The 21,061-nt window shown below is 35.5% G+C and carries 29 protein-coding genes and 1 pseudogene; 7 read left to right on the top strand and 23 right to left on the bottom strand.

Annotation, left to right across the window (positions count from 1 at the left end):
* From Q0Y61_RS07955 to Q0Y61_RS07945, 3 genes are all read left to right on the top strand, one after another.
* A partial coding sequence (locus tag Q0Y61_RS07955) for a DUF935 family protein (RefSeq protein ID WP_297814067.1) occupies positions 1-869 on the top strand: 869 nt, incomplete at its 5' end.
* Positions 862-2,088, top strand: a complete 1,227-nt coding sequence (locus Q0Y61_RS07950; RefSeq protein WP_297814065.1) for a phage minor head protein — start codon at positions 862-864, stop codon at positions 2,086-2,088. The genes Q0Y61_RS07955 and Q0Y61_RS07950, both read left to right, overlap by 8 nt.
* A 226-nt stretch (positions 2,089-2,314) precedes the next feature.
* A complete protein-coding gene (locus Q0Y61_RS07945) occupies positions 2,315-2,773 on the top strand; it encodes a phage virion morphogenesis protein (RefSeq protein ID WP_297814063.1) in 459 nt (152 codons plus the stop codon).
* Between the two features lie 18 nt (positions 2,774-2,791).
* Here the strand turns inward: Q0Y61_RS07945 and Q0Y61_RS07940 are convergent, their stop codons facing one another.
* On the bottom strand, positions 2,792-3,070 hold the full coding sequence (locus tag Q0Y61_RS07940) for a hypothetical protein (protein ID WP_297814061.1): 279 nt from the start codon (positions 3,068-3,070) through the stop codon (positions 2,792-2,794).
* Positions 3,071-3,189: 119 nt separating this feature from the next.
* Here Q0Y61_RS07940 and Q0Y61_RS07935 point away from each other — a divergent pair, with 119 nt between their 5' ends.
* Positions 3,190-3,444 carry a hypothetical protein gene (locus Q0Y61_RS07935; RefSeq protein ID WP_297814059.1) on the top strand — a complete coding sequence of 85 codons (255 nt, stop codon included), beginning with the start codon at positions 3,190-3,192 and terminating at the stop codon, positions 3,442-3,444.
* Position 3,445: 1 nt separating this feature from the next.
* A complete protein-coding gene (locus Q0Y61_RS07930) occupies positions 3,446-4,123 on the top strand; it encodes an endonuclease (RefSeq protein ID WP_297814057.1) in 678 nt (225 codons plus the stop codon).
* Here Q0Y61_RS07930 and Q0Y61_RS07925 read toward each other — a convergent pair.
* The 15 genes from Q0Y61_RS07925 to Q0Y61_RS07855 all read right to left on the bottom strand — a co-directional run bounded on the left by Q0Y61_RS07925 (position 4,120) and on the right by Q0Y61_RS07855 (position 12,531).
* Entirely contained in the window at positions 4,120-4,407 is a 288-nt protein-coding gene (locus Q0Y61_RS07925) for a Mor transcription activator family protein (RefSeq protein WP_297813148.1), read from the bottom strand. The two genes, Q0Y61_RS07930 and Q0Y61_RS07925, sit on opposite strands and share 4 nt — an antisense overlap.
* 37 nt (positions 4,408-4,444) lie before the next feature.
* Positions 4,445-4,873, bottom strand: a complete 429-nt coding sequence (locus tag Q0Y61_RS07920) for a phage protein GemA/Gp16 family protein (protein ID WP_297814055.1) — start codon at positions 4,871-4,873, stop codon at positions 4,445-4,447.
* On the bottom strand, positions 4,866-5,315 hold the full coding sequence (locus Q0Y61_RS07915) for a hypothetical protein (RefSeq protein WP_297814053.1): 450 nt from the start codon (positions 5,313-5,315) through the stop codon (positions 4,866-4,868). Before Q0Y61_RS07915 ends, Q0Y61_RS07920 begins: the two co-directional genes overlap by 8 nt.
* Before the next feature lie 2 nt (positions 5,316-5,317).
* Positions 5,318-5,716 carry a YopX family protein gene (locus tag Q0Y61_RS07910; protein WP_297814051.1) on the bottom strand — a complete coding sequence of 133 codons (399 nt, stop codon included), beginning with the start codon at positions 5,714-5,716 and terminating at the stop codon, positions 5,318-5,320.
* Positions 5,713-5,949 (bottom strand): hypothetical protein, encoded by a 237-nt coding sequence (locus tag Q0Y61_RS07905; RefSeq protein ID WP_297814048.1) that lies wholly within the window; start codon positions 5,947-5,949, stop codon positions 5,713-5,715. The genes Q0Y61_RS07910 and Q0Y61_RS07905 overlap by 4 nt, the downstream gene beginning before the upstream one ends.
* A 22-nt stretch (positions 5,950-5,971) precedes the next feature.
* Entirely contained in the window at positions 5,972-6,211 is a 240-nt protein-coding gene (locus Q0Y61_RS07900) for a hypothetical protein (protein WP_297814045.1), read from the bottom strand.
* 10 nt (positions 6,212-6,221) lie between these two features.
* Entirely contained in the window at positions 6,222-6,974 is a 753-nt protein-coding gene (locus Q0Y61_RS07895) for a DUF2303 family protein (RefSeq protein ID WP_297814042.1), read from the bottom strand.
* Positions 6,974-7,297 (bottom strand): hypothetical protein, encoded by a 324-nt coding sequence (locus Q0Y61_RS07890; protein WP_297814037.1) that lies wholly within the window; start codon positions 7,295-7,297, stop codon positions 6,974-6,976. The genes Q0Y61_RS07895 and Q0Y61_RS07890 overlap by 1 nt, the downstream gene beginning before the upstream one ends.
* A gap of 177 nt (positions 7,298-7,474) precedes the next feature.
* Entirely contained in the window at positions 7,475-7,666 is a 192-nt protein-coding gene (locus Q0Y61_RS07885; protein ID WP_297814035.1) for a hypothetical protein, read from the bottom strand.
* A complete protein-coding gene (locus Q0Y61_RS07880; protein ID WP_297814033.1) occupies positions 7,663-8,148 on the bottom strand; it encodes a host-nuclease inhibitor Gam family protein in 486 nt (161 codons plus the stop codon). The genes Q0Y61_RS07885 and Q0Y61_RS07880 overlap by 4 nt, the downstream gene beginning before the upstream one ends.
* A 413-nt stretch (positions 8,149-8,561) precedes the next feature.
* A complete protein-coding gene (locus tag Q0Y61_RS07875) occupies positions 8,562-8,744 on the bottom strand; it encodes a sigma factor-like helix-turn-helix DNA-binding protein (protein ID WP_297814031.1) in 183 nt (60 codons plus the stop codon).
* Between the two features lie 59 nt (positions 8,745-8,803).
* Entirely contained in the window at positions 8,804-9,748 is a 945-nt protein-coding gene (locus tag Q0Y61_RS07870) for an AAA family ATPase (protein ID WP_297814027.1), read from the bottom strand.
* Positions 9,749-9,927: 179 nt separating this feature from the next.
* The gene (locus Q0Y61_RS07865; protein WP_297814025.1) at positions 9,928-12,159 is read right to left on the bottom strand and encodes a transposase family protein; all 2,232 of its coding nucleotides are present in this window, start codon (positions 12,157-12,159) and stop codon (positions 9,928-9,930) included.
* A 1-nt stretch (position 12,160) separates the two neighbouring features.
* A complete protein-coding gene (locus tag Q0Y61_RS07860; RefSeq protein WP_297814022.1) occupies positions 12,161-12,316 on the bottom strand; it encodes a hypothetical protein in 156 nt (51 codons plus the stop codon).
* Positions 12,316-12,531, bottom strand: coding sequence for a hypothetical protein (locus tag Q0Y61_RS07855; RefSeq protein ID WP_297814018.1), 216 nt, complete (start codon positions 12,529-12,531; stop codon positions 12,316-12,318). Before Q0Y61_RS07855 ends, Q0Y61_RS07860 begins: the two co-directional genes overlap by 1 nt.
* A gap of 300 nt (positions 12,532-12,831) precedes the next feature.
* Here Q0Y61_RS07855 and Q0Y61_RS07850 point away from each other — a divergent pair, with 300 nt between their 5' ends.
* Positions 12,832-13,551: an XRE family transcriptional regulator gene (locus tag Q0Y61_RS07850; protein ID WP_297578634.1), complete on the top strand. Its 720-nt coding sequence runs from the start codon at positions 12,832-12,834 to the stop codon at positions 13,549-13,551.
* Between the two features lie 268 nt (positions 13,552-13,819).
* On the opposite strand, the pseudogene Q0Y61_RS07845 reads toward Q0Y61_RS07850, so the two are convergent.
* A pseudogene (locus tag Q0Y61_RS07845) lies at positions 13,820-14,374 on the bottom strand (cytochrome-c peroxidase); the annotation flags it as partial.
* A 188-nt stretch (positions 14,375-14,562) separates the two neighbouring features.
* Positions 14,563-17,112 carry a bifunctional aconitate hydratase 2/2-methylisocitrate dehydratase gene (gene acnB, locus Q0Y61_RS07840; protein ID WP_297814014.1) on the bottom strand — a complete coding sequence of 850 codons (2,550 nt, stop codon included), beginning with the start codon at positions 17,110-17,112 and terminating at the stop codon, positions 14,563-14,565.
* A 475-nt stretch (positions 17,113-17,587) separates the two neighbouring features.
* Between acnB and cysK the strand changes: the two genes are divergently transcribed.
* The gene (cysK, locus tag Q0Y61_RS07835) at positions 17,588-18,505 is read left to right on the top strand and encodes a cysteine synthase A (RefSeq protein ID WP_297814011.1); all 918 of its coding nucleotides are present in this window, start codon (positions 17,588-17,590) and stop codon (positions 18,503-18,505) included.
* Positions 18,506-18,638: 133 nt separating this feature from the next.
* On the opposite strand, the gene Q0Y61_RS07830 is transcribed toward cysK, so the two are convergent.
* The 5 genes from Q0Y61_RS07830 to Q0Y61_RS07810 all read right to left on the bottom strand — a co-directional run bounded on the left by Q0Y61_RS07830 (position 18,639) and on the right by Q0Y61_RS07810 (position 20,411).
* Positions 18,639-18,986, bottom strand: a complete 348-nt coding sequence (locus tag Q0Y61_RS07830; RefSeq protein ID WP_297814069.1) for a DUF2972 domain-containing protein — start codon at positions 18,984-18,986, stop codon at positions 18,639-18,641.
* Entirely contained in the window at positions 18,980-19,237 is a 258-nt protein-coding gene (locus Q0Y61_RS07825; protein WP_297814007.1) for a hypothetical protein, read from the bottom strand. Before Q0Y61_RS07825 ends, Q0Y61_RS07830 begins: the two co-directional genes overlap by 7 nt.
* A 60-nt stretch (positions 19,238-19,297) precedes the next feature.
* Positions 19,298-19,849 (bottom strand): hypothetical protein, encoded by a 552-nt coding sequence (locus tag Q0Y61_RS07820; protein ID WP_297814004.1) that lies wholly within the window; start codon positions 19,847-19,849, stop codon positions 19,298-19,300.
* 173 nt (positions 19,850-20,022) lie between these two features.
* A complete protein-coding gene (locus Q0Y61_RS07815; RefSeq protein ID WP_297814001.1) occupies positions 20,023-20,244 on the bottom strand; it encodes a hypothetical protein in 222 nt (73 codons plus the stop codon).
* 2 nt (positions 20,245-20,246) lie between these two features.
* The gene (locus Q0Y61_RS07810; RefSeq protein WP_297813998.1) at positions 20,247-20,411 is read right to left on the bottom strand and encodes a hypothetical protein; all 165 of its coding nucleotides are present in this window, start codon (positions 20,409-20,411) and stop codon (positions 20,247-20,249) included.
* Positions 20,412-21,061 lie beyond the last annotated feature (650 nt).

The raw sequence follows: 21,061 nt of genomic DNA, 5'->3' as shown, positions 1-21,061 counted from the left end.
TCAATGTTAAGAATGCAGGGCTAGACTTTTGGATACGATTCTTAGAGAGATTTGGTGAGCCGTGGGCTGTGGCAAAAACACAAGATGACCCAAACACTCTTGCCCTTGAAGTTTCTAATATGCTTAATGGTAGCACTGCGGTGATTGATAAAGACGAGGAAATAGAGTTAATCCAACCCAGTGCAAAAAGTAATTTTAAAGAACTCGTGGAATATTGTGATAGCCAAATCAATCGTTTTATTTTAGGGGGGAATCTCACAGGCGAAGTAACAGGTGGAAGCCTTGCCGCAGCACAGGCACACAATGAGATTAGAAGCGAGATTGCCCTAAGTGATGAGAGGATTCTTTGCTATGTTTGCAATCGTGTGATTAGTTATTTTAAAGCCCTCAATGGAATCAGTGAGGAAATTACCTTTTCACTCTTTAATGAAGACGAACCTAAAAACGAACTAGCCACAAGGGATAAAATCATTTATGAAATGGGTTATCAGCCCACACAAGAATATATAGAAAAAACCTACAATCTAAAAACCACACCCTTAACAGAGCCAAGCCCTAAGGATTCCACAAAGAAAGAGGGAGAGGAGAATCAGGATTCTAAGCTTGTTAAAAACTCTTTAAACAATCCTTTAATCCCTTTTAAATTGCCTTTAAACAAAAATCTTGCCTTTGATGCGATAGATAATTGGACAGAGAATTTGAAGCTAAAAGACTTTGATTTGAATTCTATCTTACAAAATACAAACAGCTACGAGGAAGCCTTAGAGATTTTAGAAAAGTCTTTACAAGGCGAGGAATTAGAAATGGTAGAAGCACTCTTAGCAGAGGCAATAATGAATGCACAAATCTATGGGGTAAGTAATGGTTAGCTTTAACTTCAATCTTTCACCCGAGCAGAACATAAAATTTTTACAACAAAAGAAACCCGAGCTTAGCTTTAACTATGATGAAGTAATGCACGAAGCGCACTTAAAGGCTTTTACGATTGCAAAAGTAACCAAGCTAGATTTACTCAGTGATATGCAAGATTCTTTGATTAAAGCGCAAAAGGAAGGGAAAAGCTTTGAAGTTTGGAAAAAGGAAATTAAACCCACACTAGCTAAAAAGGGTTGGTTGGGTAAGGTAGAAGTGAGGAATGAGAAAACAGGAGAAATCAAAACCATTAATGTCAATAACACAAGGCTACAAAGAATCTATAACACCAATATGCGCACGGCAAATGCACAAGGCAGAGCCAAAGCACAATATGCCCTAGAGGGGGAGATTTACTTACGCTATATTGCATTACAAGATGGGCTTACGCGTCCCTCTCATCTTAGAATGCACGGAATCACACTCCGCAGAGACGACCCCTTTTGGGAAACAAATTATCCCCCTAATGGTTGGAATTGTAGATGTGTAGTGAGGGCATATAGCAAAGAGGAATGTGAAAGACAAGGATTTGAGATTTCAAAAACACCTCCACTACCAATTGCAAGTAAGGATTGGAGCTATGATAAGAGAGGATTAAACGAAGATAAGAGTTTGGATTCTATTTTACAAACAAAGCTAGAGAAGTTCAAAAAGAATCCTGATAAAAGTGCATTTGTGGAAAGTTTAAAAAAGATTCCAAATACTGCGCTTAAAAAGACTTGGGAGACTAGCTTAAATGCAATGATTGATGAAGTATTGGTTAAAGGCAATCAGAGCTATCCTGCTGCCTATGCACAAGTAGGTAAGATAAGCCCAAAAATACAGAGCTTTTTAGAAAAAACACTAGGCACAAAACTTGAAGACTTATATTTAATCTTGCCTAAAAATAATCTACTTCACGCTTCGCCAAAGCGTAAAGCAATTTACAATCAAGCCTTAAGGGTAGAGGAATTTAGAGAAATTGTCAATGTGCTTGAAGAGGAAAAAGAAGTGTATTGGGATAAGGATTCTTTAATTTACTTTTTTGAGGATAAAGAGGATAAAACAAAGATGAATAAGATTGTCGTAACACCAAATTACAAGATTAAACGCTTTGGGAAAACAAATGCGATTGTAACGCTTAGTAAAATTGATAAACACAGCAAAGATAGCAAAAAATATCAAGAGATAAAATGAATACCAGACGAATAGGTGGGAGTTGAACCCACAATCCCCACTCTTGATAGAGTGTCCAGACTACCTCATTGCTGCCATCTATTCGCCCAATATAAATATTCTACCACAAAGGAGTAAAAAATGCAATACACTATAAAGAATCTCAAAACTAAAGGCAAAGAATGATTTTTGCAAATCTTAGTGGTGGGAGAGATTCTAAACACTATGGCTTTATGTAGGATAAATTATGGCAGAAATCACCCTTAAGCTAGAGGAATTACAAGGTAAGCTAGAAAGATTAAGTAAAGCACTAGAGAATAAAACACCGCTTCTAAGGAGAATAGCAAATACTTTACAAAACATTACAGAGGAATCCTTTGATAAACAAGCCTCACCCTTTGGAGAGAAATGGAAACCTAACTCACCTAAAACCTTACAAAAGAAGCGAGGCAATAAGATTCTTATTCAAAGCGGACTTTTAAGTCAATCTTTCACACAAAAAGTTACAGGTTCTAGCGCACAAGTAGGCACGAATAAATCTTATGCTGCCATTCATCAATTTGGAGGAAAAGCAGGGAGAGGCAAAAGGGTAAGCATTCCCGCACGTCCTTTTATGCCGATTAATAAAAATGGTGAGATTCCAAAGGATTTGGGTGAGAGGCTAGAGGGGGAAGTAGTGGATTATTTAAAAAGTATGTTGCAGTAGATGGAAAGATTCAAAAATTTAATCTTTCATTTCTCTAGCCACATCCTCAATCATTTTCTCTAAATCCATTACCAAAGAAATATCTTTATCCTCTAAAGCCTCATAAATTCTTTCTCTTACTCTACAAACTGCATTGACTAAAACATTAAAGCTTTCTTTGACATTAATCTCGCATTCAAGATTATTGCAAGAAATTTTAATACCCTCTTGATTCGCTAGCAATCCAATCTCTGAATGCTGATTGATTGCTAAAGATAAAAACACCTTTTCTCTTTTGTGTATTATTTCTAAAATCATTGTGTCTCCTTGTTTTTGATTGATAGAACATTAACTCTCCACAGCTTAGTGTGTGCTGTGGTGTTGCAAGTTAAGAAATAAAAAGTTATGATTTTAAAAATCAATGAATAAGGATTGGTATGCTAAAAATAGCCATTGTTACTTTATTGTTCTCTGCATTATTAAGCGCAAATACAATAGACGCTTCCAAAGGAGCCAAAGAAAACTTAGCAGAAATAAACCCATATCCACAACAAGAAATCTGTGTTGCAAATATTACCGATGTGAATCGGAGAGGTTGTTGCTCTAGGCACGGAGGCGTATGTGGCTGTGAGGGTAAAAGAGTAAAATGCTGTGATGATACTTTAAGTCCAACTTGCAAGTGTGGGGAATAAAATGAGAGCCTTAGTTGCATTTCTATTTTTAGCACAAATCCTTTTTGCCGAGCAAAACTTTAGCGAAGCCAAAAAGACACTGACAAAATTCTACCAAGATAATCCACAATATCAAACTGATTTTTACTGCAACGCCCCCTTTAAATGGGTTAAAAATCGTTTTGAGATTGTGCCTAGTGAGTTTTACACCCCTAGAAATGCAATAACAAAGAAAGGCAAAGTTAATCAAAGAGCCAAAAGGGTTGAGTGGGAACACATTATGCCCGCGCACAACTTTGGACAGCATTTACCTTGCTGGAGACAAGGGGGCAGAAAAGAATGCCAAAACGATGCAACCTTTAAGAAAATGGAGGGAGATTTACAGAATTTAGCCCCCGCTATTGGAGAGGTTAATGGAGATAGAAGCAATTACAGATACGCAGAATCTACAAAGGATATGCAATTTACACAATATGGAAATTGCAAAGTTTTTACAGATTTTAAAGGAAAGAGATTCTATCCTGCAAATTATTCTAAGGGTTGGATTGCAAGAAGCTATCTTTATATGAGTAAAACTTATAATGTGAGACTCTCCGACCAAGAAAGACGATTAATGGAAACGTGGGATAAACAATATCCAATGAGTGAAAGAGAAAAAGAATACAGGGATTTTGCAAAAGAGCAAGGATTTGAGTTTTAAAACAAACTCGGTTGTCTCTTATCTTTAAGAATCTTATAGAGGTGTTGTTCGCTTAAATCATATTTTTGTTGGAGGCTTAGCATAATATGCTTTTTAGGGAAATGTTTGTTTAGGAGATTTTGATAATCCTCCCAAATATCCTCATCTCTTTGCACACTCTTATAACTTGGAATATAAATATTTGCCCCACCAAAATCTTGTAAAACTTGCCTTAGGGTTGCACCACCTTTGATTTGCTCATAAAGATGAAAGAAAATATCTGAATTGGTAATTGGGGATTCCATTAAAACTCCTTACTAATGGAATTTTAACAAATTTGTATCAATTTTTATCCCCCTTTCTTGCTCTTTGCCATTTCTTTAACGCAATAATGACCTTTTGTGCCTCTTTAATTTCTAAAGCATTCAAATACAAAGGGCGTCTGCCAATGATTCTATCAATGAAATTTCGTAATCCTAGCTCATTTTTCACTTCTGCAACTTTGAAATACAAGCCTTTTATTGTAGCAATTTGTGCCTTTGTCGCTTTACCACTCTTGCAAAACTCGGATTTTAAAAGCACATTCAAAGGCACGGCATAACCAAATCTCTGCGCTAATTGGTAAAGCTCTTTTTCGTCTAGCTCTTTACAGCTCTCCACACCAAACATATCGCTTAGGATTCCACGATAACATTCCTCGCTAATGCTATTCTCGCTCTTTAGCGTATGAATCACTTTAATCAAATGCTTTTTCAAAAACGCATTATCCAAAGCTTTCTCCCCTTTCTCTTGCTAGGTTATTTTTTATGCTTTCTTGAATTTCTAAAAAAATCTTTCTTAAATTTTCATCTTGACAATGGATTGTGAAGTTTCCACTAGATTGCTCTTTGAATACTAAAGTTTCTTGCCTTGTATTCTCTTTTTGAATTGGCTTAAACTCTACCTCTGCTTTTACAGCATTAAACACCACGACTTGTTTTAAATTGCGCTCTTTATAGAGTTCGCGCATTCTCTCTAGTATTTGGGATTGCGTGTGATTCCATTCAGCTAAGGCGAGGTTATGTTTAAAAACAATGACACAAGCAGCCTTATCTCCAACTTCTCTTAAGGCAACACGAGCAATTAAATGAGCTAAACAAGCAGGAATACTATCTAAGACTAATTCTCTTAAAGCCTTGCGCTTTTCAATCCCTGCCCATACATTGGATTCCATATTTATAAATCTTTATCGTGGATATTGCCCACCACTCCAATATCAGGATTTGCCAATTCATCACAAGCTTCAATAATTGGGTGTTCTATACAAACAAACTCAAACGCACCTTTACCTTGATTAAAAACAACTTTTGAATAATATTCAATGCCTCCTCCTTCGGCATAATGCGCTACAATATCCCCCTCATAAATCTTTGCATTATTTAAATCTCTAAGCCCTGTCCAAAATTCAACTTCTTTTTCATCATCTCTTTCATCAAATTCAATAAAAGGAATTGCTCTATCGGCACGATGAACCTTAGCAGGTAAAACAGAACCTAATTTAGCTAAAGCAGGATATTCAATATACCCATTTTCTAATTTGCTCCACACCCTAAAATCAATGTCTTTAAGCTTCATTTATTTTCCTTTTGTGAAGTTCTTGCCCATATTATTCTTGCGTGGCTTTCTATTTTATTGGAGAGATTATAAATCTCTGTTGCGCTCTCTTCAAAAACTCTTAGCATTTCCCTTAAAGTGTCGTCATCATAAGTCTCCTCCCAATACCAAGAAGCTTTTTCTTTGATTTCATAAAGCGTATTAGAAAACTTATGAAACTCCTCACTTGCAAACTCATAGTCTCTCTTTGTCATTGTCATCTCCTTTTGTAAAACCTCAATCAAGCCTACCACTTTGGAAGGTGTCGCAAAAATCTTTTGGATTCTCCACAAAGCTATCCTCTAAGAGTAAATTTTCATAGCCAATAACCTCGCAAGTCTCCATTAAATCTTTAAGGATTAATCCCGAATTTCCCTCCAACTCTAAATCAGGACAAAACTCTAAATCCTCTGCCTCTGCATATTGTTTAAAAATCTGCTCTAAATGTTCTTTGTCTTTGATTCTAGTCTTTCCCATTTGTTCTCCTTTATCTCACCCTAAAGCAAGGCAAGGCAATCTCACTCTTTAGCTCCTCAATAAACTCTTTTAACACTTCTTCTTCTCTGATTTTTCTATCATAGCTTACAAGGCGAATCTCAAAGCTGTTTTCTTTGAGTGCGATAAAGAGTTCAATCTCTAAGGTAATGCTTTTGAGACTTGCCTTTAACATTTGAAAAGTAAAGGTGAGTTTGCTAGGAATCTCTACTTCCTCTTTTGCCCCACTCTTAATAGTAGTAGAAAGACAAAAGGAAGAACTTGTGTGCTTTTGCACAGAATCAATCTTGCTAGAAGCACTTAAATGCGTGCTTAAATCTATCAAGTCTAATCCATTCATTGTATTTTTTCCCTCTGTTAAAAAGATATAAAAGCTTTTCAAAAAGGCTACAAAATCTCTTTGATTTAAAGGCTGATTGAGATTGCCTAAGAATGCTTGATAAAAAGGGTGATTTTCTAATTCTAGTTCCACAATTCTCTTATTAAAACATTGGGATTCTTTGGTATGAAAATCCAAAAGCGCACTGACTTTGTTAAAGTTATAGAAAATCTTAGAATTCTCTTGCTTGTATTCTTGCACTATCGCAACAAAACTTTCTTTATCATCTACTTTTAGATTAAAGCCACGATTATTGAGTGGCTCTTTTAAGGTATCCTCACTCAAAGAATAATCTTTATGCACAAAGTGCAATCCATTGATTTCTGTGCTTGGAATGATTGTATTTAAAACTCTTTCTTTTTCCATTATCCTCTCCTTAATACGATTTGTTTAGGTTGTGTGCGTGTGGGTAGCATTTGCTCACTCACATAGAATGCACTTTTGATTTGTGGTTTAGGTAGGCAAACAGAGTTTGTGCCGATGATATTAATCGTGTTTTCCACATCACTAGGCTTAATCGTGAGCTTTAGGGTGATACTTGCGTTCTTTCCCTCAAAGCTCACAACTTCCATTGCCTTTTTAAGATTTGCAATGGCTTCGCTTAAAAAAGCACCATTGCCTAAACCTTTTAACGCTTCACAAAAAGAATCCATCTCTTCGCTTACAATTTCAGCATTTACGCTACTCATTTTCTATCCTTTGTGTTGAAATGAATGCAAAGTGTTTTTAAGAGCGAACAGGCAATTAGGAAAGATTTGTTTATCAAAGCTAGGTTTCCTACTCTTGCTTGTGAGCTTTTAAAATGCTTTGCATTTAGAGGTTACCCTCCAAGAAGCCTTAAAGTAAAGACTTCTTGCAAGGCAAGATTATTTCTTGCCTTTTGCTTTTTGTTTCTTGGTTGCCTTTTTATGCTTCGTGCGTCTTTTTCTTTCTTTTTTGCTAATCGTGCTTGTTTGGCTTCTTTTAATGGAATTGCCTCTCTTAGTTTGTGTTTGCTCTTTAGAGAAAGTAGGCAGCAGTGTTTGTGCTAAAGCAAGGGATAATGCCTTTAGTTTCATTGCGCATTCTCCAAGTTTTCAATCTTAGGCACAATTCTAAAGTTATCCTTGACTACTCTTTTAAGCCCTAGCTTTACAAGTGTAGAATCCTCTAGCTCACACACTGCGTCTTTGTCAATGCTCTCCTCATACTTAATGCAATCAGAGCAACCATAACTTTTAAGTGCTAAGAGGAGTTTGTCTATCTTTTCTCTAACGCGTGGTAGAGAAACAGACTTCACAAGGCGATAACCAATCGTGCCAAAGGTAAAATCCTTGCTTCTTTTTTCTGCAAAGTCTGCTTTATTCTCCTCACAAAAGCTTGTAATACACTGCTCCAAATACTTTTTTTCATTGGAGAGCTTTTCAATCTCACTACTTCTTGATTCCTTGATTCTGTTACACTCTAGGGTTACTTCTCCATTGATTCTTTCAATCCCTACACTAAGTTCTGCGATTCTCTTTAGTGCCTCATTCACATTTTCATAATTATTGATTTCCATTTATTCTCCTTTCAACCAAATTTTAAATTGATAATCCCAAGCCACAAATCCATATCTTGTAGCCACCGCATTTTTTGCTTTTATCTTTTTGATGATTCTTAGGCTCATTAGCGTTTCCTTATATCTACGATTCTATGCGTGCTTTTAGAGTAAATATATTCTCCTTTGGCATAAAAGAAACGCTTAGAGTAATCACATTTCTTTCCTGCAATCATTTGGTTTTGCATTGCTCTCCTTTGTAAGCCTAAACTTCAAGAAAATATCGTGGCAATTAGGAAGAAACTGCTTGTTAAGTTTCAGGTTTCCTACTCTTGCTTAAGATATTTCTTAAAGTTTAGGCGTAATATTTGTGAATTTTTAAACTTTATTCACAACTTTTTTGGGTTTGTGTCCCCAAGACTTTAGACTTCTTTTTAATCTAAAGTATTGGAATCACTTTTGGCTTTTTCTTTTTCCATTTCAGCGATTGTCTCTAGGATTTTTCGCCATTTATCCTTATTGCGCGGGTGGGAGAGTTTCTTAAGCGCGCACTTATAGATTTTATGAACGCGTTGCATACTTATCCCAAGTTCCCTCCCAATCTCTCTAAAAGTCATTTGCTATCCCACATCACTTGTTTTGTGTAATCGTTTAAAAGCCGAAGCGATAACACAATTCATAAATACATCATTGCTCTTGTGGATTCTAAATCCTCTAAAGTTGCACTTTCTTTGCCACTTAGAGAAACTCTTGCAAGGGTGAGCCTTAACACTCCCTCACTCTGTCTAAAGTTTCCACAACCTAGCTCCCAAAGTTTCCAAGCACAATTGGTTGGGATTCCACTGACTTTACAAATCTCCACATATTCCTCTTTTTGTAAGCCTTTGAGTTCGTATCTGCCTAAGCAGCGATTTCTTAGCTGTGCAAGTTCTTGCTCTCTCTTGCTTCCAAGTCTGCCACTACTGATAGAATCCGCAAGCCAATGTGTGCCTACTAAGATGAGCGGTTGTTTTGAGAAATCCATAATGCGCCTTAGCGTTTCTAATACTCTCCATTTTAGATGTTCTGCCTCATCTACGATAATATACTTCCCGCTTTGTTTGAGTGCGGTTGCGACTTTTAGGATTCCACTATGATTGCTTTTAAACTCACCCAAATTTAGTTCCTCACAAAGCTTTTTTAGAATGTCTTTGGCATTCATATCGGGTGTTGCCTCTATAAAGATTGCTCTCAAGTGGCTCTTACAATACTCTTTTGCGATTCTTGTTTTACCTGTGCCACTTGCCCCTAAAATCACAGAGATTCTATCCCCTTGCATACTTGCAAGAAGCAATCTTGAAAAGATGCGTTTCACATCACTTGTTTCTATAAAATCCAAGTTGTTTAAGCCTTGAATCTTACTTTTAACCTGTGCCTTTTCTGCAACTTCTTTGAGGAAAATTGCAAACTTCTCCTCTATTCCAGCAGCATATTTGAAGTTGGGATTGTTAAGATATTGACTAAGGTAAGTCTTTTTAATCCCAAGCTTACTTTCTAGTTTGCTTTGAGAAAAATTTGTGTCTTTTTCTCTTTGCTCTTTTAGATAGGCTAAAATCTGCTCTCGTATTGCTATACTTTCCATTGTTATTCCTTGTTTGTGTGAATTGTTTTAAGAGCAAACAGGCAATTAGGAAAGATTTTACTTGTAAAATATAGGTTTCCTACTCTTGTCTGTGAGCTTTTAAAACGATTCACAACAATTCATCTTTTTAGGCTTTAAAAGCCTTTTAAAGAGTTTTTAAAAACCCTTTAAAAGACCTTTCATTGTGCTAGTTTCTGCAACAAATCCCAATCATCTACATTGTCTGTGGTGGTGTTTGTATCCATTGGCAATTCCCAATTATCCTCTTGGTTGCGTTCCACTTGTGCATTTAAGATTGCCTCTTTGACTTTTGTTTTAAGGGATTTTTGTGCTTCTCTTTCTGTGCTACCTCCTAAGTTCTCACTATTCTCTCCCACGCCTTTAAGCAATGCAGAATCTCGTTTGCGCTTCAAACTCTCCGCTTCTAATCTTGCATTTCTGCGGATAAACTCGGAATGTGTTGCGTCTTTTTGTAAGTCTCTTATGCGCTTAATCGCACTTTTATATTCTTTGCTAATGGTTTTAAGCTGCTCTTGTGTGAGGGGATTTGCTTTCCTATCATAAGCCTTGCAGAGAAACTCACCTTTTTCTGTAAAGACAAAGGCTTCATTGCTTGCGTTGATATTCACACGCACAAGCACTTTGCTTCCTGCTTCAATATAGGCTGTTGGCACATAAGAGTAAGGACGCATTTCTATGCAATTTTTACCCATAACTCTTGCCTTGCCTTCCTCTGCATAGAGTAGAAATTGCGTATAATCCACAGAGATTTTTTGAAAGTTTGTCTCACTCCATAAATCCATTGGGCTTTTACCTTGTGTCTTGCTCCACTTGCGTGAAACCCTATCAATATTCCAAAACTCCACCGCCTCATCTAATAATACTTTGGAGATTTCAAAATCTATAATGTGTTTTTGTTGGGTTTTGATTGGATTTCCTAATGCGTCTTTGCTCTTGCGCTCACGCTTTGGTATTTGTTGCTCTCTAGCACTTCTCTCACTAACATTTCTACCGATATAACTACTAAGTGCGGTAATATAACTGCCTTGTATCGTGCGGAATCTCCTCTCCACTACTGCTTTGGCTTTACCTTTGTAGGCTGCACTGCGCACAAATCTAATGCCTAGTCCATCTACAAGCCCTTGCACTTGCTTGCTTAAATAGTCTTTTCCATTATCAAATTGAATAGCCTCTGGCTTACCCATACTTTCAAAGGCTTTCCACATTAGCCTAACCACTGCATTAGAATCGGAAGTCTCACTAAGGTAAGCTACACTTCTTCCGCTATACACATCAATAATAGAGAGAATGCTTGGGCGGATTTGTTTGCCATCTCTATCTAAGACAATGGCGTCAAGCGGTGAGGAGTCAATTTGCCATAATTGATTAGGCAAAGTGTATAAATCCCTTTGCATTCCAAAAGCAGGTTCTTTATAAGAATCTGTCTTATCACTTCCATAGGTAATCAGCGTGTATTCCAAAGAATTTGCTTTGAGGTAGGAATCCAAAAAGCGATTCATTGTATTAAAAGAAAATAAAGGCTCAATTTCGCGCTTTAGAAACTTCTTATAAGAGTATCCCTCCACATAAGTGTGCGCGATGATATGCAATTCTCTCCATAGCTGCATACGATTCAAATATCCGCTCCCCATTACACGCCACATCTTTATAACTTCCTCTTGCGCCCATTTTGGAAGTGAAGTTGTGCCAAGTTTTGCAACACCTCTTTTATCGCTTAAGCCACTTAAGCCTTGTGCTTTATACTTTCTTTGCCAATCAAAAAGCTTTCCTTGTGTAAGTTTTAGGGTAGAATCCTCACTATTTTTAAGCGTCAAGAAGTCTGCAACTCTGATTCCTGAAGCCTTTGCACTTTCATAGTCAATTAGGATTCTTTCTCTTTGCTTTGCTTGGGCTTTTTGAGAAGAGGTGAGATTGTGCCAAGTGGTTACCCCACCATTAGATAAATCATTCCGATAAAGAGTGGAATCGCTGCTGCTAGTAGCCCTACTAGCACACTCATTAGCATTATTGCACCCTCTAGTGTGTAGAGTTTCTCCTTGAATGTTTTGAGAAGTTTTTTCATTGTTGTTTCCTTTACAATCCAATGTTTTAGAATCCATAGATTCCATAACATTAGGTTGTGCCACCTCACCCATTTCCTCTAGCACATACTTAATGGGATAGCCTTTTTCTATGGCTTCTACTTGTTTTTTGGATAAGGGGGTATTCCAAATTTGGAGGATTTTACCACCTCTACCAATGCCTTCAATATATGTAAAGTGTAATATATAACTACTTATAGTGCAAAATTTTTTACATTTCTTGTTTGAGCGAATACAAGCCATTTTTAAAGCGTGATAGCCAATATTGTATTTTTCCGCAAACTCTTTACTACTTATCCATTGTCCCATTTTACACCACTTCTTTAAATACTTTAGTTGGATAACCTTGTTCTTCTATCTCTTCAGAGCTTTTTTGTGCTTCTTCCAAGCTATCGCAAAATATAACATCATCTTCCCCAAATTCATTTAAATAAACAACCACAAAACCAGCTATTCTTTTTTCCATTACGCAACCTTGAATCCCTCTTTTTCTAGTAGCTCTCTTAATTCTTTGGCTCTACCCCATTTTCCTTTTGTAATGCCATTAGATAAGTCGCGCAACACACCATAATCAGAATCGCTAAGACCTTTAGCTCTAGCCCAAGTGCGCATCTTAAAACCTCTTTTAGCCATTTGTTCGGTTAAAGTAGTAAGGCTTTTCCGCATTTTTTTATTTTGCATAGCTACCCCTTTAATTTTGTGTTATAATTACATCTAACCGCTCCGCAAAGGGAACGGAAAAAGATGTAAAAAGGCTTAAGCTTTAATCTCTATTTTTATAGAGATTCTAAGCCTTAGCCACTTCACAACCTTTTTGAATCTAAAATGTAGCATTTTAAATCCTTTTAAAAGATTGCAACCCGCCCACCCAAACCACTTTTTAGTTTTTTATCTTTTTATGATAAAATTCTACAAAAGTAATGAAATTATAGTGTAATATATGACTATTGTCAAGACTTATTATAGAATAAGGTGTATTTTATGAATATTTCTGAAAAAATTAAAGTAGGAAGAGAGAATAAAGGCTGGACACAAGCAGAATTAGCAGCAGGAAGTGGTGTTTCTTTAGATTCCATTAAAAGGTATGAATCAAAAAATAGCAACATTACAATAGAAAACCTAATAAAGATTGCAGATGCGTTAGAAGTGGATTTAAATTTTTTTAGAAGTGACGAATTTGTTACTAAGTTGTTACCAAGTCCTGTTACTAAGTCGCAAAAAGTTGTTACTAAGTTGTCTCCTACTCATACAAATCTGTCTCCTAAACAAGAAATCTCCCCCCAAACCTTAAACGACGATATTGTATCCATTCCATTTTACGAGGATATAAGAGCAAGTGCAGGAAGCGGGGCATATAATGAAGCAGAAACCGCCGAGCAGCTAAACTTCCCAAAATCCTTTTTACGACAATATTTCGGTATTATATCTTTTGCAAATCTTTCCATTATTATAGGCAGTGGAGATTCTATGTTTCCTACTTTGCCTGAAAACTGCTATCTTGTAATACAACAAGGCAATGTAAAAGAGGGAGAAATTTGCGTGGCTAGGATTGAGGACGAACTCTATGTTAAACGCCTCCAAAAACTCCCAAAATTGAAGCTTTTTAGCGATAACAAGGTTTATGAACCCATAGAGCTAGAGGGTAAAAACTTTGAAATTATAGGGCGCGTAGTAGGGTATTTTAAAAAGACTTCACTTTGAGAATGCCTCTTAAATTTATGACAATTTTGTGATGAATTTTTTGAGTGCTTTTAATAGCGTTTAATACGAGGTTTAAGCCACTTTTTTAAGGGCATTTTGTGATTGATTTTGTGATGTTTTGTGAAAAAATAGCCCTTTTTGTGAAAAAAGTTTTCTTAATTTTCCATTTTAAATCAAAGTATTTTAAAGAGCAAACTACCATTTTAACGAAGCTCCAAGCCACTCACTCTATAAAATTTACACTTTGAAATAAAATACCCCCTTATACATCGGCGATATTATCAAAAGTTACTCCGCTTCTACCATAGATTTTTTTAAATTCCGTTTGGTATTCTGGGAGAGAGGAGATTTTTTCAACTGCTAATTTTGCAGGTGTTGCCATTTCTGGTTCTGCTTCAATAGGGCCTTTTGCTTGGTCTGCCAAATCTCCTGCACGTCCATCCCAAAATTGTGCAGAATTTAAGACGGAGTTATAAACGGTAGGTGAGTTTAAGTGATGAGGATTGGCTGTCCATTTGTGTCCAATAGCTGCTGCAACCCCATCTGTTCCGCCTAATCCAAGATTGTGGCAGGTATTACAGGAGATTAAACCGCTTTTAGAGAGACGAGGCTCAAAATAAAGTTTTTTACCTAATTCTGCTTTTTCTTGTGAGAATTTGCTAAATTTTACCCCAAATTCTTTCAGCATAGCCTCTACACCTGCTTGGTCTTTTGGTAGTGGAACTAACCCCGCTTCTTTTGCTTGACTAAGAAGATCTGCTGCACTAAGTGTAAGAGTGGAAGCAACTAAGATTGATGATAATGAGACGATAAAACGTTTCATCTAAACTCCTTATGAAAATGATTGATTGTTTGACAATCCAAAAAATTATATTTTAATAATATTTAATTAAAAATAAAAATTCTCTTTTATATCTTGATGTATTGTTGATTGAATTTTACTCTTACAAAGTGAATTGGAATTTTAGGTTGTTTCAAAAGATTTTTAGGAATCCAAAGATTCCCAAAAGATTAATTTAAGATGTAATTTTCAACCAAGTTGAAGTTTAGATAGCGGTAGATTTGAGATTCTTTACCCTCTAGTTTTTTAGGGATTAAATCTAAATATTCCTGTTTGCTTGGGATTTTGCCAAGTAATGCACAAATTGCTGCCAACTCTGCACTTCCAAGATAAACTTGCGCACCCCTTCCCATACGATTATCAAAGTTCCTAGTGGAGGTTGAAAATACTACTGCTTCATCTCTCACACGTGCCTGATTTCCCATACACAAACTGCAACCAGGAATCTCAATCCTAGCTCCTGCTGCACCAAAGAGTGAGTAATATCCCTCATCAGTGAGTTGTTTTGCGTCCATTTTGGTTGGTGGAGTAATCCACAGAGTTGTAGGCACCATACCTTCATCTCTTAACACCTCACCTAATGCACGATAATGCCCAATATTGGTCATACAGCTTCCCACAAATACCTCGTTAATTTTGTGTGGTCGCTTAGGATTTACTAGAATTTCACTTAATGTTGCTACATCATCTGGATCATTAGGACAAGCTAGAATTGGCTCTGTTACTTCGTTAAGATTGATTTCGATGACTGCTGCATATTGTGCGTTAGAATCTGCTTTTAATAAACTTGGATTATTAATCCAATCTTGCATTCTCTTTGCTCTGCGTTCTAGTGTTTTAGCGTCTTGATAGCCTGCTTTAATCATTGCATTAATCAGCGTAATATTGGATTGTAGATATTCAATAATTGGTTCTTTATTGAGTGCTACAGTGCAAGCCGCCGCACTTCTTTCTGCACTTGCGTCACTTAATTCAAAGGCTTGTTCTACTTTTAAATCTGGCAAACCCTCAATTTCTAGGATTTTTCCGCTAAAAATATTTTTTTTGCCCTTTTTTTCCACAGTGAGCAATCCCTTTTTGATGGCATAATAAGGAATCGCATTAACCAAATCGCGTAGAGTAATTCCAGGTTGAAGTTTGCCACTAAAGCGTACCAATACAGATTCTGGCATATCTAATGGCATAGAACCTGTAACTGCGGCAAAAGCAACTAATCCACTTCCCGCAGGAAAACTAATTCCAATGGGGAATCTTGTATGAGAATCTCCACCCGTGCCGACAGTGTCTGGTAGAACCATACGATTCAGCCAAGAGTGAATTACGCCATCTCCAGGACGCAATGCAACTCCTCCGCGACTACTCATAAATTGTGGTAAGCTTGCGTGAAGTTTAACATCGGCAGGTTTTGGGTATGCTGCAGTGTGGCAGAAGCTTTGTAATACAAAATCTGCACTGAACCCTAGTGAAGCAAGTTCTTTAACTTCATCGCGCGTCATTGCACCAGTAGTATCTTGACTTCCCACAGTGGTAACAAGCGGCTCACAATAAGTTCCAGGTAAGATTCCCTCTACACCACAAGCACGTCCTACCATTTTTTGTGCTAGTGTAAAGCCTTGTGCGCTAGATTTTGGAGTTTGTGGTTTAGCAAAAATTTCTTCTTTTGGTAGATTCAATGCTTCTCTTGCTTTAGCAGTTAATCCACGTCCAATGATGAGATTAATTCTTCCACCTGCACGGATTTCATCAGCCAAAGTAGTCGGCTTAAAGTCAAATTTAGAAATTACCGCACCATTTTTATGAATCTCTCCTTTAAAGGGGTAGATTTCAATCACATCCCCTTCATTGAGTTCTGTTACAGGAGCGATAATCGGCAGACAACCGCTATCTTCGCAAGTATTGAAGAAAATTGGAGCAATCACACCACCAATAACTAATCCACCTGCTTTTTTGTTGGGGATATAAGGAATCTCTCGCCCCATATGCCATACAAGCGAATTACAAGCAGATTTACGCGAACTACCTGTGCCTACGACATCGCCCACATAGACAAGAGGGTGTCCCTTTTTCTTTAGCTCTGCAATTCTACCAAAGGCATTTTGTGTGCGACTTTTTAACATCGCTTGAGCGTGTAGTGGAATATCACTTCTTGTGAAAGCATCACCTGCTGGGCTTAAATCATCAGTGTTTGTCTCACCATCTATTTTGAATACTGTAGCAGTAATTTTCTCTTCTAATGCAGGTTTGTTTAAAAACCATTCTGCCTTTGCCCAAGATTCTAAAACTTCTTTGGCAAAAGCGTTACTTTTAGACATTTCTACAATCTCATTAAAAGATTCATACACAAGTAAAGTATTTTTTAGTGCTTCGGCTGCTACTTTTGCAGAATCTTTATCATTAGATTTTAATGCTTTAATGAGAGGTTGGATATTGTATCCACCAAGCATTGTGCCAAGTAATTGAATTGCGTGTGTTTTAGAGATTCCCTCTACTTTGACTTTACCCTCTGCAATAGAGTCTAAAAACTCTGCTTTGACTTTAGCTGCTTCATCTACACCGGGATTAACGCGATTGGAGAGTAATTCTATTAACTCTTTTGTGTTTTCGCCTTTTTTGAGCAATTCAATGATTTCTAGTGTCTGTTCTTTATCTAATGGAAGTGGTGGAATATTTTGTTTCGCACGCTCACTGACTAATTTGTCGTATTTTTCAAAAAAACTCATTTTATCCCCTTTTAATAATAATATTTTGCCTAATGATACAAAATTTTCTATTCAATTATGCCAATTTAGATAAATATTTTTTAATCTTTATTAAAAAATTGTGTAAAATTGTATAAATTCAATTTCTCTTTAACTAAGGTTTCTCTAAAGTATTCTAACCTAAATATGAAAAAGGTAAAAACCCTATGTGATTCAAGACATTGTGCTGTTAGAAGATGAAATTAATGCCTATCTTAACATTAAGAATACGACTTAATGTTGATGAGAGAAAAATAGGTAGTATTCCAAGTTATTTTATAAAGATAACATTTAAGAAATATTTTAATCTTAACTAAACCAAAAATTTAGTAAATTTTAATGATTAATATTTTAAAGTATTTGCAAAATAAATAGTAAAATATGATAAGCAAAGTTTCAATGATTGTCTTACAGAATTATTATCCTTATTTTTAAATTATTTTTTCTGAGGGAAAATATGAGAGTGATTCATTCAATTACAGAGGTGATTGGAAATACTCCACTTTTAAAGTTGCGAGTGTTATCTAGTGAGGCAAATGCAAATATCTATGCAAAATGTGAATTTTTAAATCCTAGCGGTTCTGTTAAAGATAGAATCGCACTTGGTATGATTGAAGAAGCATTGAAAAATGGAACAATCCATCAAGATACAACTATTATTGAGCCAACAAGTGGAAATACAGGTATAGGGCTTGCGTCTATTTGCGCAACAAAAGGTATTAAATTAATTCTAACAATGCCAGAATCTATGAGTATAGAACGTAGAAGATTGATGGCAGCACTTGGGGCAAAACTTGTCTTGACACCTAAAGAACAGGGTATGAAAGGCGCAGTCAATCGTGCAAGAGAACTACATCAAGAGATTAAAGATTCTTTTATTTTACAACAATTTGAAAACCCAGCAAATCCTAAAAGCCATCGTGAAACCACTGCGTTAGAGATTTTAGACGCATTAGAGGGGAGAGTAGATGTGCTCGTCTCTGCCGTAGGTACAGGTGGAACATTAAGTGGTGTAGGCGAGGTGTTAAAGAAAAAGAATCCTAACATAAAAATTATTGCCGTAGAGCCTATAAATTCTCCTGTGCTTAGTGGAGGACAACCAGGAGCGCATAAGATTCAAGGAATCGGAGCGGGATTTGTACCAAAAATCCTACAAACAGACTTGATAGATGAGATTTTAAAAGTAGATGTAGAATGGGCTATTGTAGAATCTCGCAAGGCAGCCTTGCAAGAGGGGATTTTGATAGGAATCTCAAGTGGTGCAAATCTGTGGGCTGCAAGAGAAATAGCCAAAAAATATCCCAATTCAAACATTGTAACTTTTCTTTGTGATGCAGGTGAAAGGTATTTAAGCACAGATTTATATGCAGAATAATTGAGGAAGTTGTTGCAAAACGAATAGAAAGCTTGGGAATTCGTTTGTAGCAAAGAAACTAGGCAGTATTTCTTTGGTGCCTTTATTAAAACATTGCTTGGAATGTTAGTCGGAGAAGAAAAAGGACAGCAAATCATTTCTCTATTGCTTCATCCCCCTCACACATTCTTACAAACTCTTGATAATATTTCCAAGATTGGACTATATCGGGACGATTCGCTTTCACCCAATTTAATTCATCATCTAGCAATGTTTGAAATCTTTTTCTTTCCTCAAGATTTTCTCTAAAATATTTTAGTAAATCATTCTCACCATATCTTTTACTTACTTCTAATGCAATCCGTTCCTCCATAGGTATTATTAGTTTATTTAAATAATCCTTTGTCGCATTATAAAGTTTGATATTGCCTCTAAACTCCTCTATTTGAGATTCTTTCACATAAAAAGCTAAATGTTGATATTTTGAACGATAATCTAGTATCTCATTTTTATATCCACAAATCCCACACCATTATGCAGCTGATAAGTAGTGATGATAATTGCAATACTCTCTTTTGATTGAACACTTGATAGGTCAAAATTTTCTTTAGTAGTAACCTTACTGATATCATTTTCATTCGCATACAAAGTGAGTGGCAATACTCCATATAAATCTCCACCATTAATTAATCCCTCAAAAAGGTGCTTTTCAAGTACTTTATAAATACCAAGTTTTTTACTAAATTTCCTCATATTTCAAATCGTTAATAAAAACTCCATTTCTTAATACTCTAAAATCAAAATCTTTAAGATTCATTGTTCTCTCCCTATCAAAATTTTACTCTCATACATTCTATAAAGCCTAATCAATTCATTTTCCCCAATCTTTAAAATTTGAACCAAAAAATTAAATTCTAACTTTTCTTTAAAATAGGCTTCAAACAATACCAACAAATAATCGTATCCATACGCATAAACATACTTTAAAGCACTATTCTCCTTATTGATATAATCCTGCAAATTCAATCTAAAAGATTCATCGTAATAAATTTTAAAAGTCAAATCTTCCAAGAAATCTTTAATGTATATGTTCAATCTTGAATCACTTAAATCTTCTATCTGAAAACTTTGATTAATCAAGACTGCAAATGTGCCGTAAATAGCAAGATAGTTTTCATATTCTTGTAGGCTATCAAAGTTAGGTGGTAATTTCTTAATATTAATATGAATAAAGTTTAAGTGTTCCTTACAAAAAACACTTAATAAATAAGGCTCATCACTAGGGAAAAAAGAGTAATTAATGTTTTTGATAATAAAGCCTTTATTGTTTTTTAAGTATTTAATTAAGGCTATTTTTTTATCCAAAAAACAAAATTGTTTTAAAGGATTTGACTTATTTGGCTTTAATTTCTTATATAGTGCAAAATAGTCTTTGATTTTCACATTATAGCGGAGAGAATAAATAAGGTTTTTGTGTTTCTTTATTTCATCAATCCCAAAACTAAACCCTAAGTTCTTATTTGCCTCTAAGATTTTTTCTAAATAAAAAAGAGGGTGTTAGGAATAAGATAAAATTCTGGGTTTGAATCGTAAGAACATCTAAAAATAGAATAATTCTCTTTTATGCTTTCTACAAAAGACATAAAAAGCTCATCTTTTTGCCACTTTTTTAGAATAGGGAACTCTTCTAAGAGATTTTCATCAATAGAGTTAAAATTTAAGGGTTTATAATGCTGAATGAGATTCTGAATCTTTTGCATTGTTAATTCTCTAAAGATTCTAGTAATTCGTGGTTTTCGTGAATATTGCCGATAATTTTAAAATGCAAATTCGCCTGTGTAAATTCAAATGATTCTATCTGTTCTTTCGTATGGAGATTATAAACTTTTATTACATTCTTATACCCCTCTTCACACCAAGCAATCAAACCTATTTCTTTATGCCAAATCCTAAATCAAGCTCATATAATCTCATTATCTACCTCTATTTTGCCAAATTGTATTTTTTATATCTTCTATGTTTGGAAAAAGGAATTAAATTTCTAAGATTATTTTTTACAAATTAAAGAAAAATTCTAATAATAGGCATTATCTTCTGCGATGAACCAAAATATATTCATAATTTTATTCCTTAAAATAATTGAAATTAAACGAACTCCTAACCGCTGTTGAAGAATCTAGCATAGAACCTTAATAACAACCATGTATATGTTAGACCCAATAAAACAATAGCAAAAAGTTTCCATTAAGGTTTAAATATAAAAAATTAATAAAGGCACAAAAATAAAAGAAATCCAAAGAATCAATGCATCATCAATCATTGTTCGGTCCCACATTGTTTTATCATAAAAAATAAATTTAAAGGCTCACTAAAACCACTGGTTTGAATTTTTGGAACTGCAGGATTGGTTTTTATATTGGCATAGTAACCGCTTTTACTAGCCTGCCTATAAATGATAACAGAGTTATTAAATGCTTCGAGATTAAATTTTGCTCTTTAGAAAAATAATCAATAATTTGCTTTTCCATCTTAGAAAGAGGATTAGCTTTTATCTTAGCAAGAGAAAATTGAATTGTA

Source organism: uncultured Helicobacter sp., from assembly GCF_947367035.1.
Taxonomy (GTDB): Bacteria; Campylobacterota; Campylobacteria; order Campylobacterales; family Helicobacteraceae; genus Helicobacter_D.
Note: the sequence above shows the minus strand (reverse complement) of the source record. Positions and strands in the feature narration are given on the sequence as shown.

Coding starts and splice junctions, on each gene's coding strand:
- Q0Y61_RS07950 (WP_297814065.1), top strand. CDS start 862: ATGGTTAGCTTTAACTTCAATCTTTCACCCGAGCAGAACATAAAATTT.
- Q0Y61_RS07945 (WP_297814063.1), top strand. CDS start 2,315: ATGGCAGAAATCACCCTTAAGCTAGAGGAATTACAAGGTAAGCTAGAA.
- Q0Y61_RS07940 (WP_297814061.1), bottom strand. CDS start 3,070: ATGATTTTAGAAATAATACACAAAAGAGAAAAGGTGTTTTTATCTTTA.
- Q0Y61_RS07935 (WP_297814059.1), top strand. CDS start 3,190: ATGCTAAAAATAGCCATTGTTACTTTATTGTTCTCTGCATTATTAAGC.
- Q0Y61_RS07930 (WP_297814057.1), top strand. CDS start 3,446: ATGAGAGCCTTAGTTGCATTTCTATTTTTAGCACAAATCCTTTTTGCC.
- Q0Y61_RS07925 (WP_297813148.1), bottom strand. CDS start 4,407: ATGGAATCCCCAATTACCAATTCAGATATTTTCTTTCATCTTTATGAG.
- Q0Y61_RS07915 (WP_297814053.1), bottom strand. CDS start 5,315: ATGGAATCCAATGTATGGGCAGGGATTGAAAAGCGCAAGGCTTTAAGA.
- Q0Y61_RS07910 (WP_297814051.1), bottom strand. CDS start 5,716: ATGAAGCTTAAAGACATTGATTTTAGGGTGTGGAGCAAATTAGAAAAT.
- Q0Y61_RS07905 (WP_297814048.1), bottom strand. CDS start 5,949: ATGACAAAGAGAGACTATGAGTTTGCAAGTGAGGAGTTTCATAAGTTT.
- Q0Y61_RS07900 (WP_297814045.1), bottom strand. CDS start 6,211: ATGGGAAAGACTAGAATCAAAGACAAAGAACATTTAGAGCAGATTTTT.
- Q0Y61_RS07895 (WP_297814042.1), bottom strand. CDS start 6,974: ATGGAAAAAGAAAGAGTTTTAAATACAATCATTCCAAGCACAGAAATC.
- Q0Y61_RS07890 (WP_297814037.1), bottom strand. CDS start 7,297: ATGAGTAGCGTAAATGCTGAAATTGTAAGCGAAGAGATGGATTCTTTT.
- Q0Y61_RS07885 (WP_297814035.1), bottom strand. CDS start 7,666: ATGAAACTAAAGGCATTATCCCTTGCTTTAGCACAAACACTGCTGCCT.
- Q0Y61_RS07880 (WP_297814033.1), bottom strand. CDS start 8,148: ATGGAAATCAATAATTATGAAAATGTGAATGAGGCACTAAAGAGAATC.
- Q0Y61_RS07875 (WP_297814031.1), bottom strand. CDS start 8,744: ATGACTTTTAGAGAGATTGGGAGGGAACTTGGGATAAGTATGCAACGC.
- Q0Y61_RS07870 (WP_297814027.1), bottom strand. CDS start 9,748: ATGGAAAGTATAGCAATACGAGAGCAGATTTTAGCCTATCTAAAAGAG.
- Q0Y61_RS07865 (WP_297814025.1), bottom strand. CDS start 12,159: ATGGGACAATGGATAAGTAGTAAAGAGTTTGCGGAAAAATACAATATT.
- Q0Y61_RS07860 (WP_297814022.1), bottom strand. CDS start 12,316: ATGGAAAAAAGAATAGCTGGTTTTGTGGTTGTTTATTTAAATGAATTT.
- Q0Y61_RS07855 (WP_297814018.1), bottom strand. CDS start 12,531: ATGCAAAATAAAAAAATGCGGAAAAGCCTTACTACTTTAACCGAACAA.
- Q0Y61_RS07850 (WP_297578634.1), top strand. CDS start 12,832: ATGAATATTTCTGAAAAAATTAAAGTAGGAAGAGAGAATAAAGGCTGG.
- acnB (WP_297814014.1), bottom strand. CDS start 17,112: ATGAGTTTTTTTGAAAAATACGACAAATTAGTCAGTGAGCGTGCGAAA.
- cysK (WP_297814011.1), top strand. CDS start 17,588: ATGAGAGTGATTCATTCAATTACAGAGGTGATTGGAAATACTCCACTT.
- Q0Y61_RS07825 (WP_297814007.1), bottom strand. CDS start 19,237: ATGAGGAAATTTAGTAAAAAACTTGGTATTTATAAAGTACTTGAAAAG.
- Q0Y61_RS07815 (WP_297814001.1), bottom strand. CDS start 20,244: ATGCAAAAGATTCAGAATCTCATTCAGCATTATAAACCCTTAAATTTT.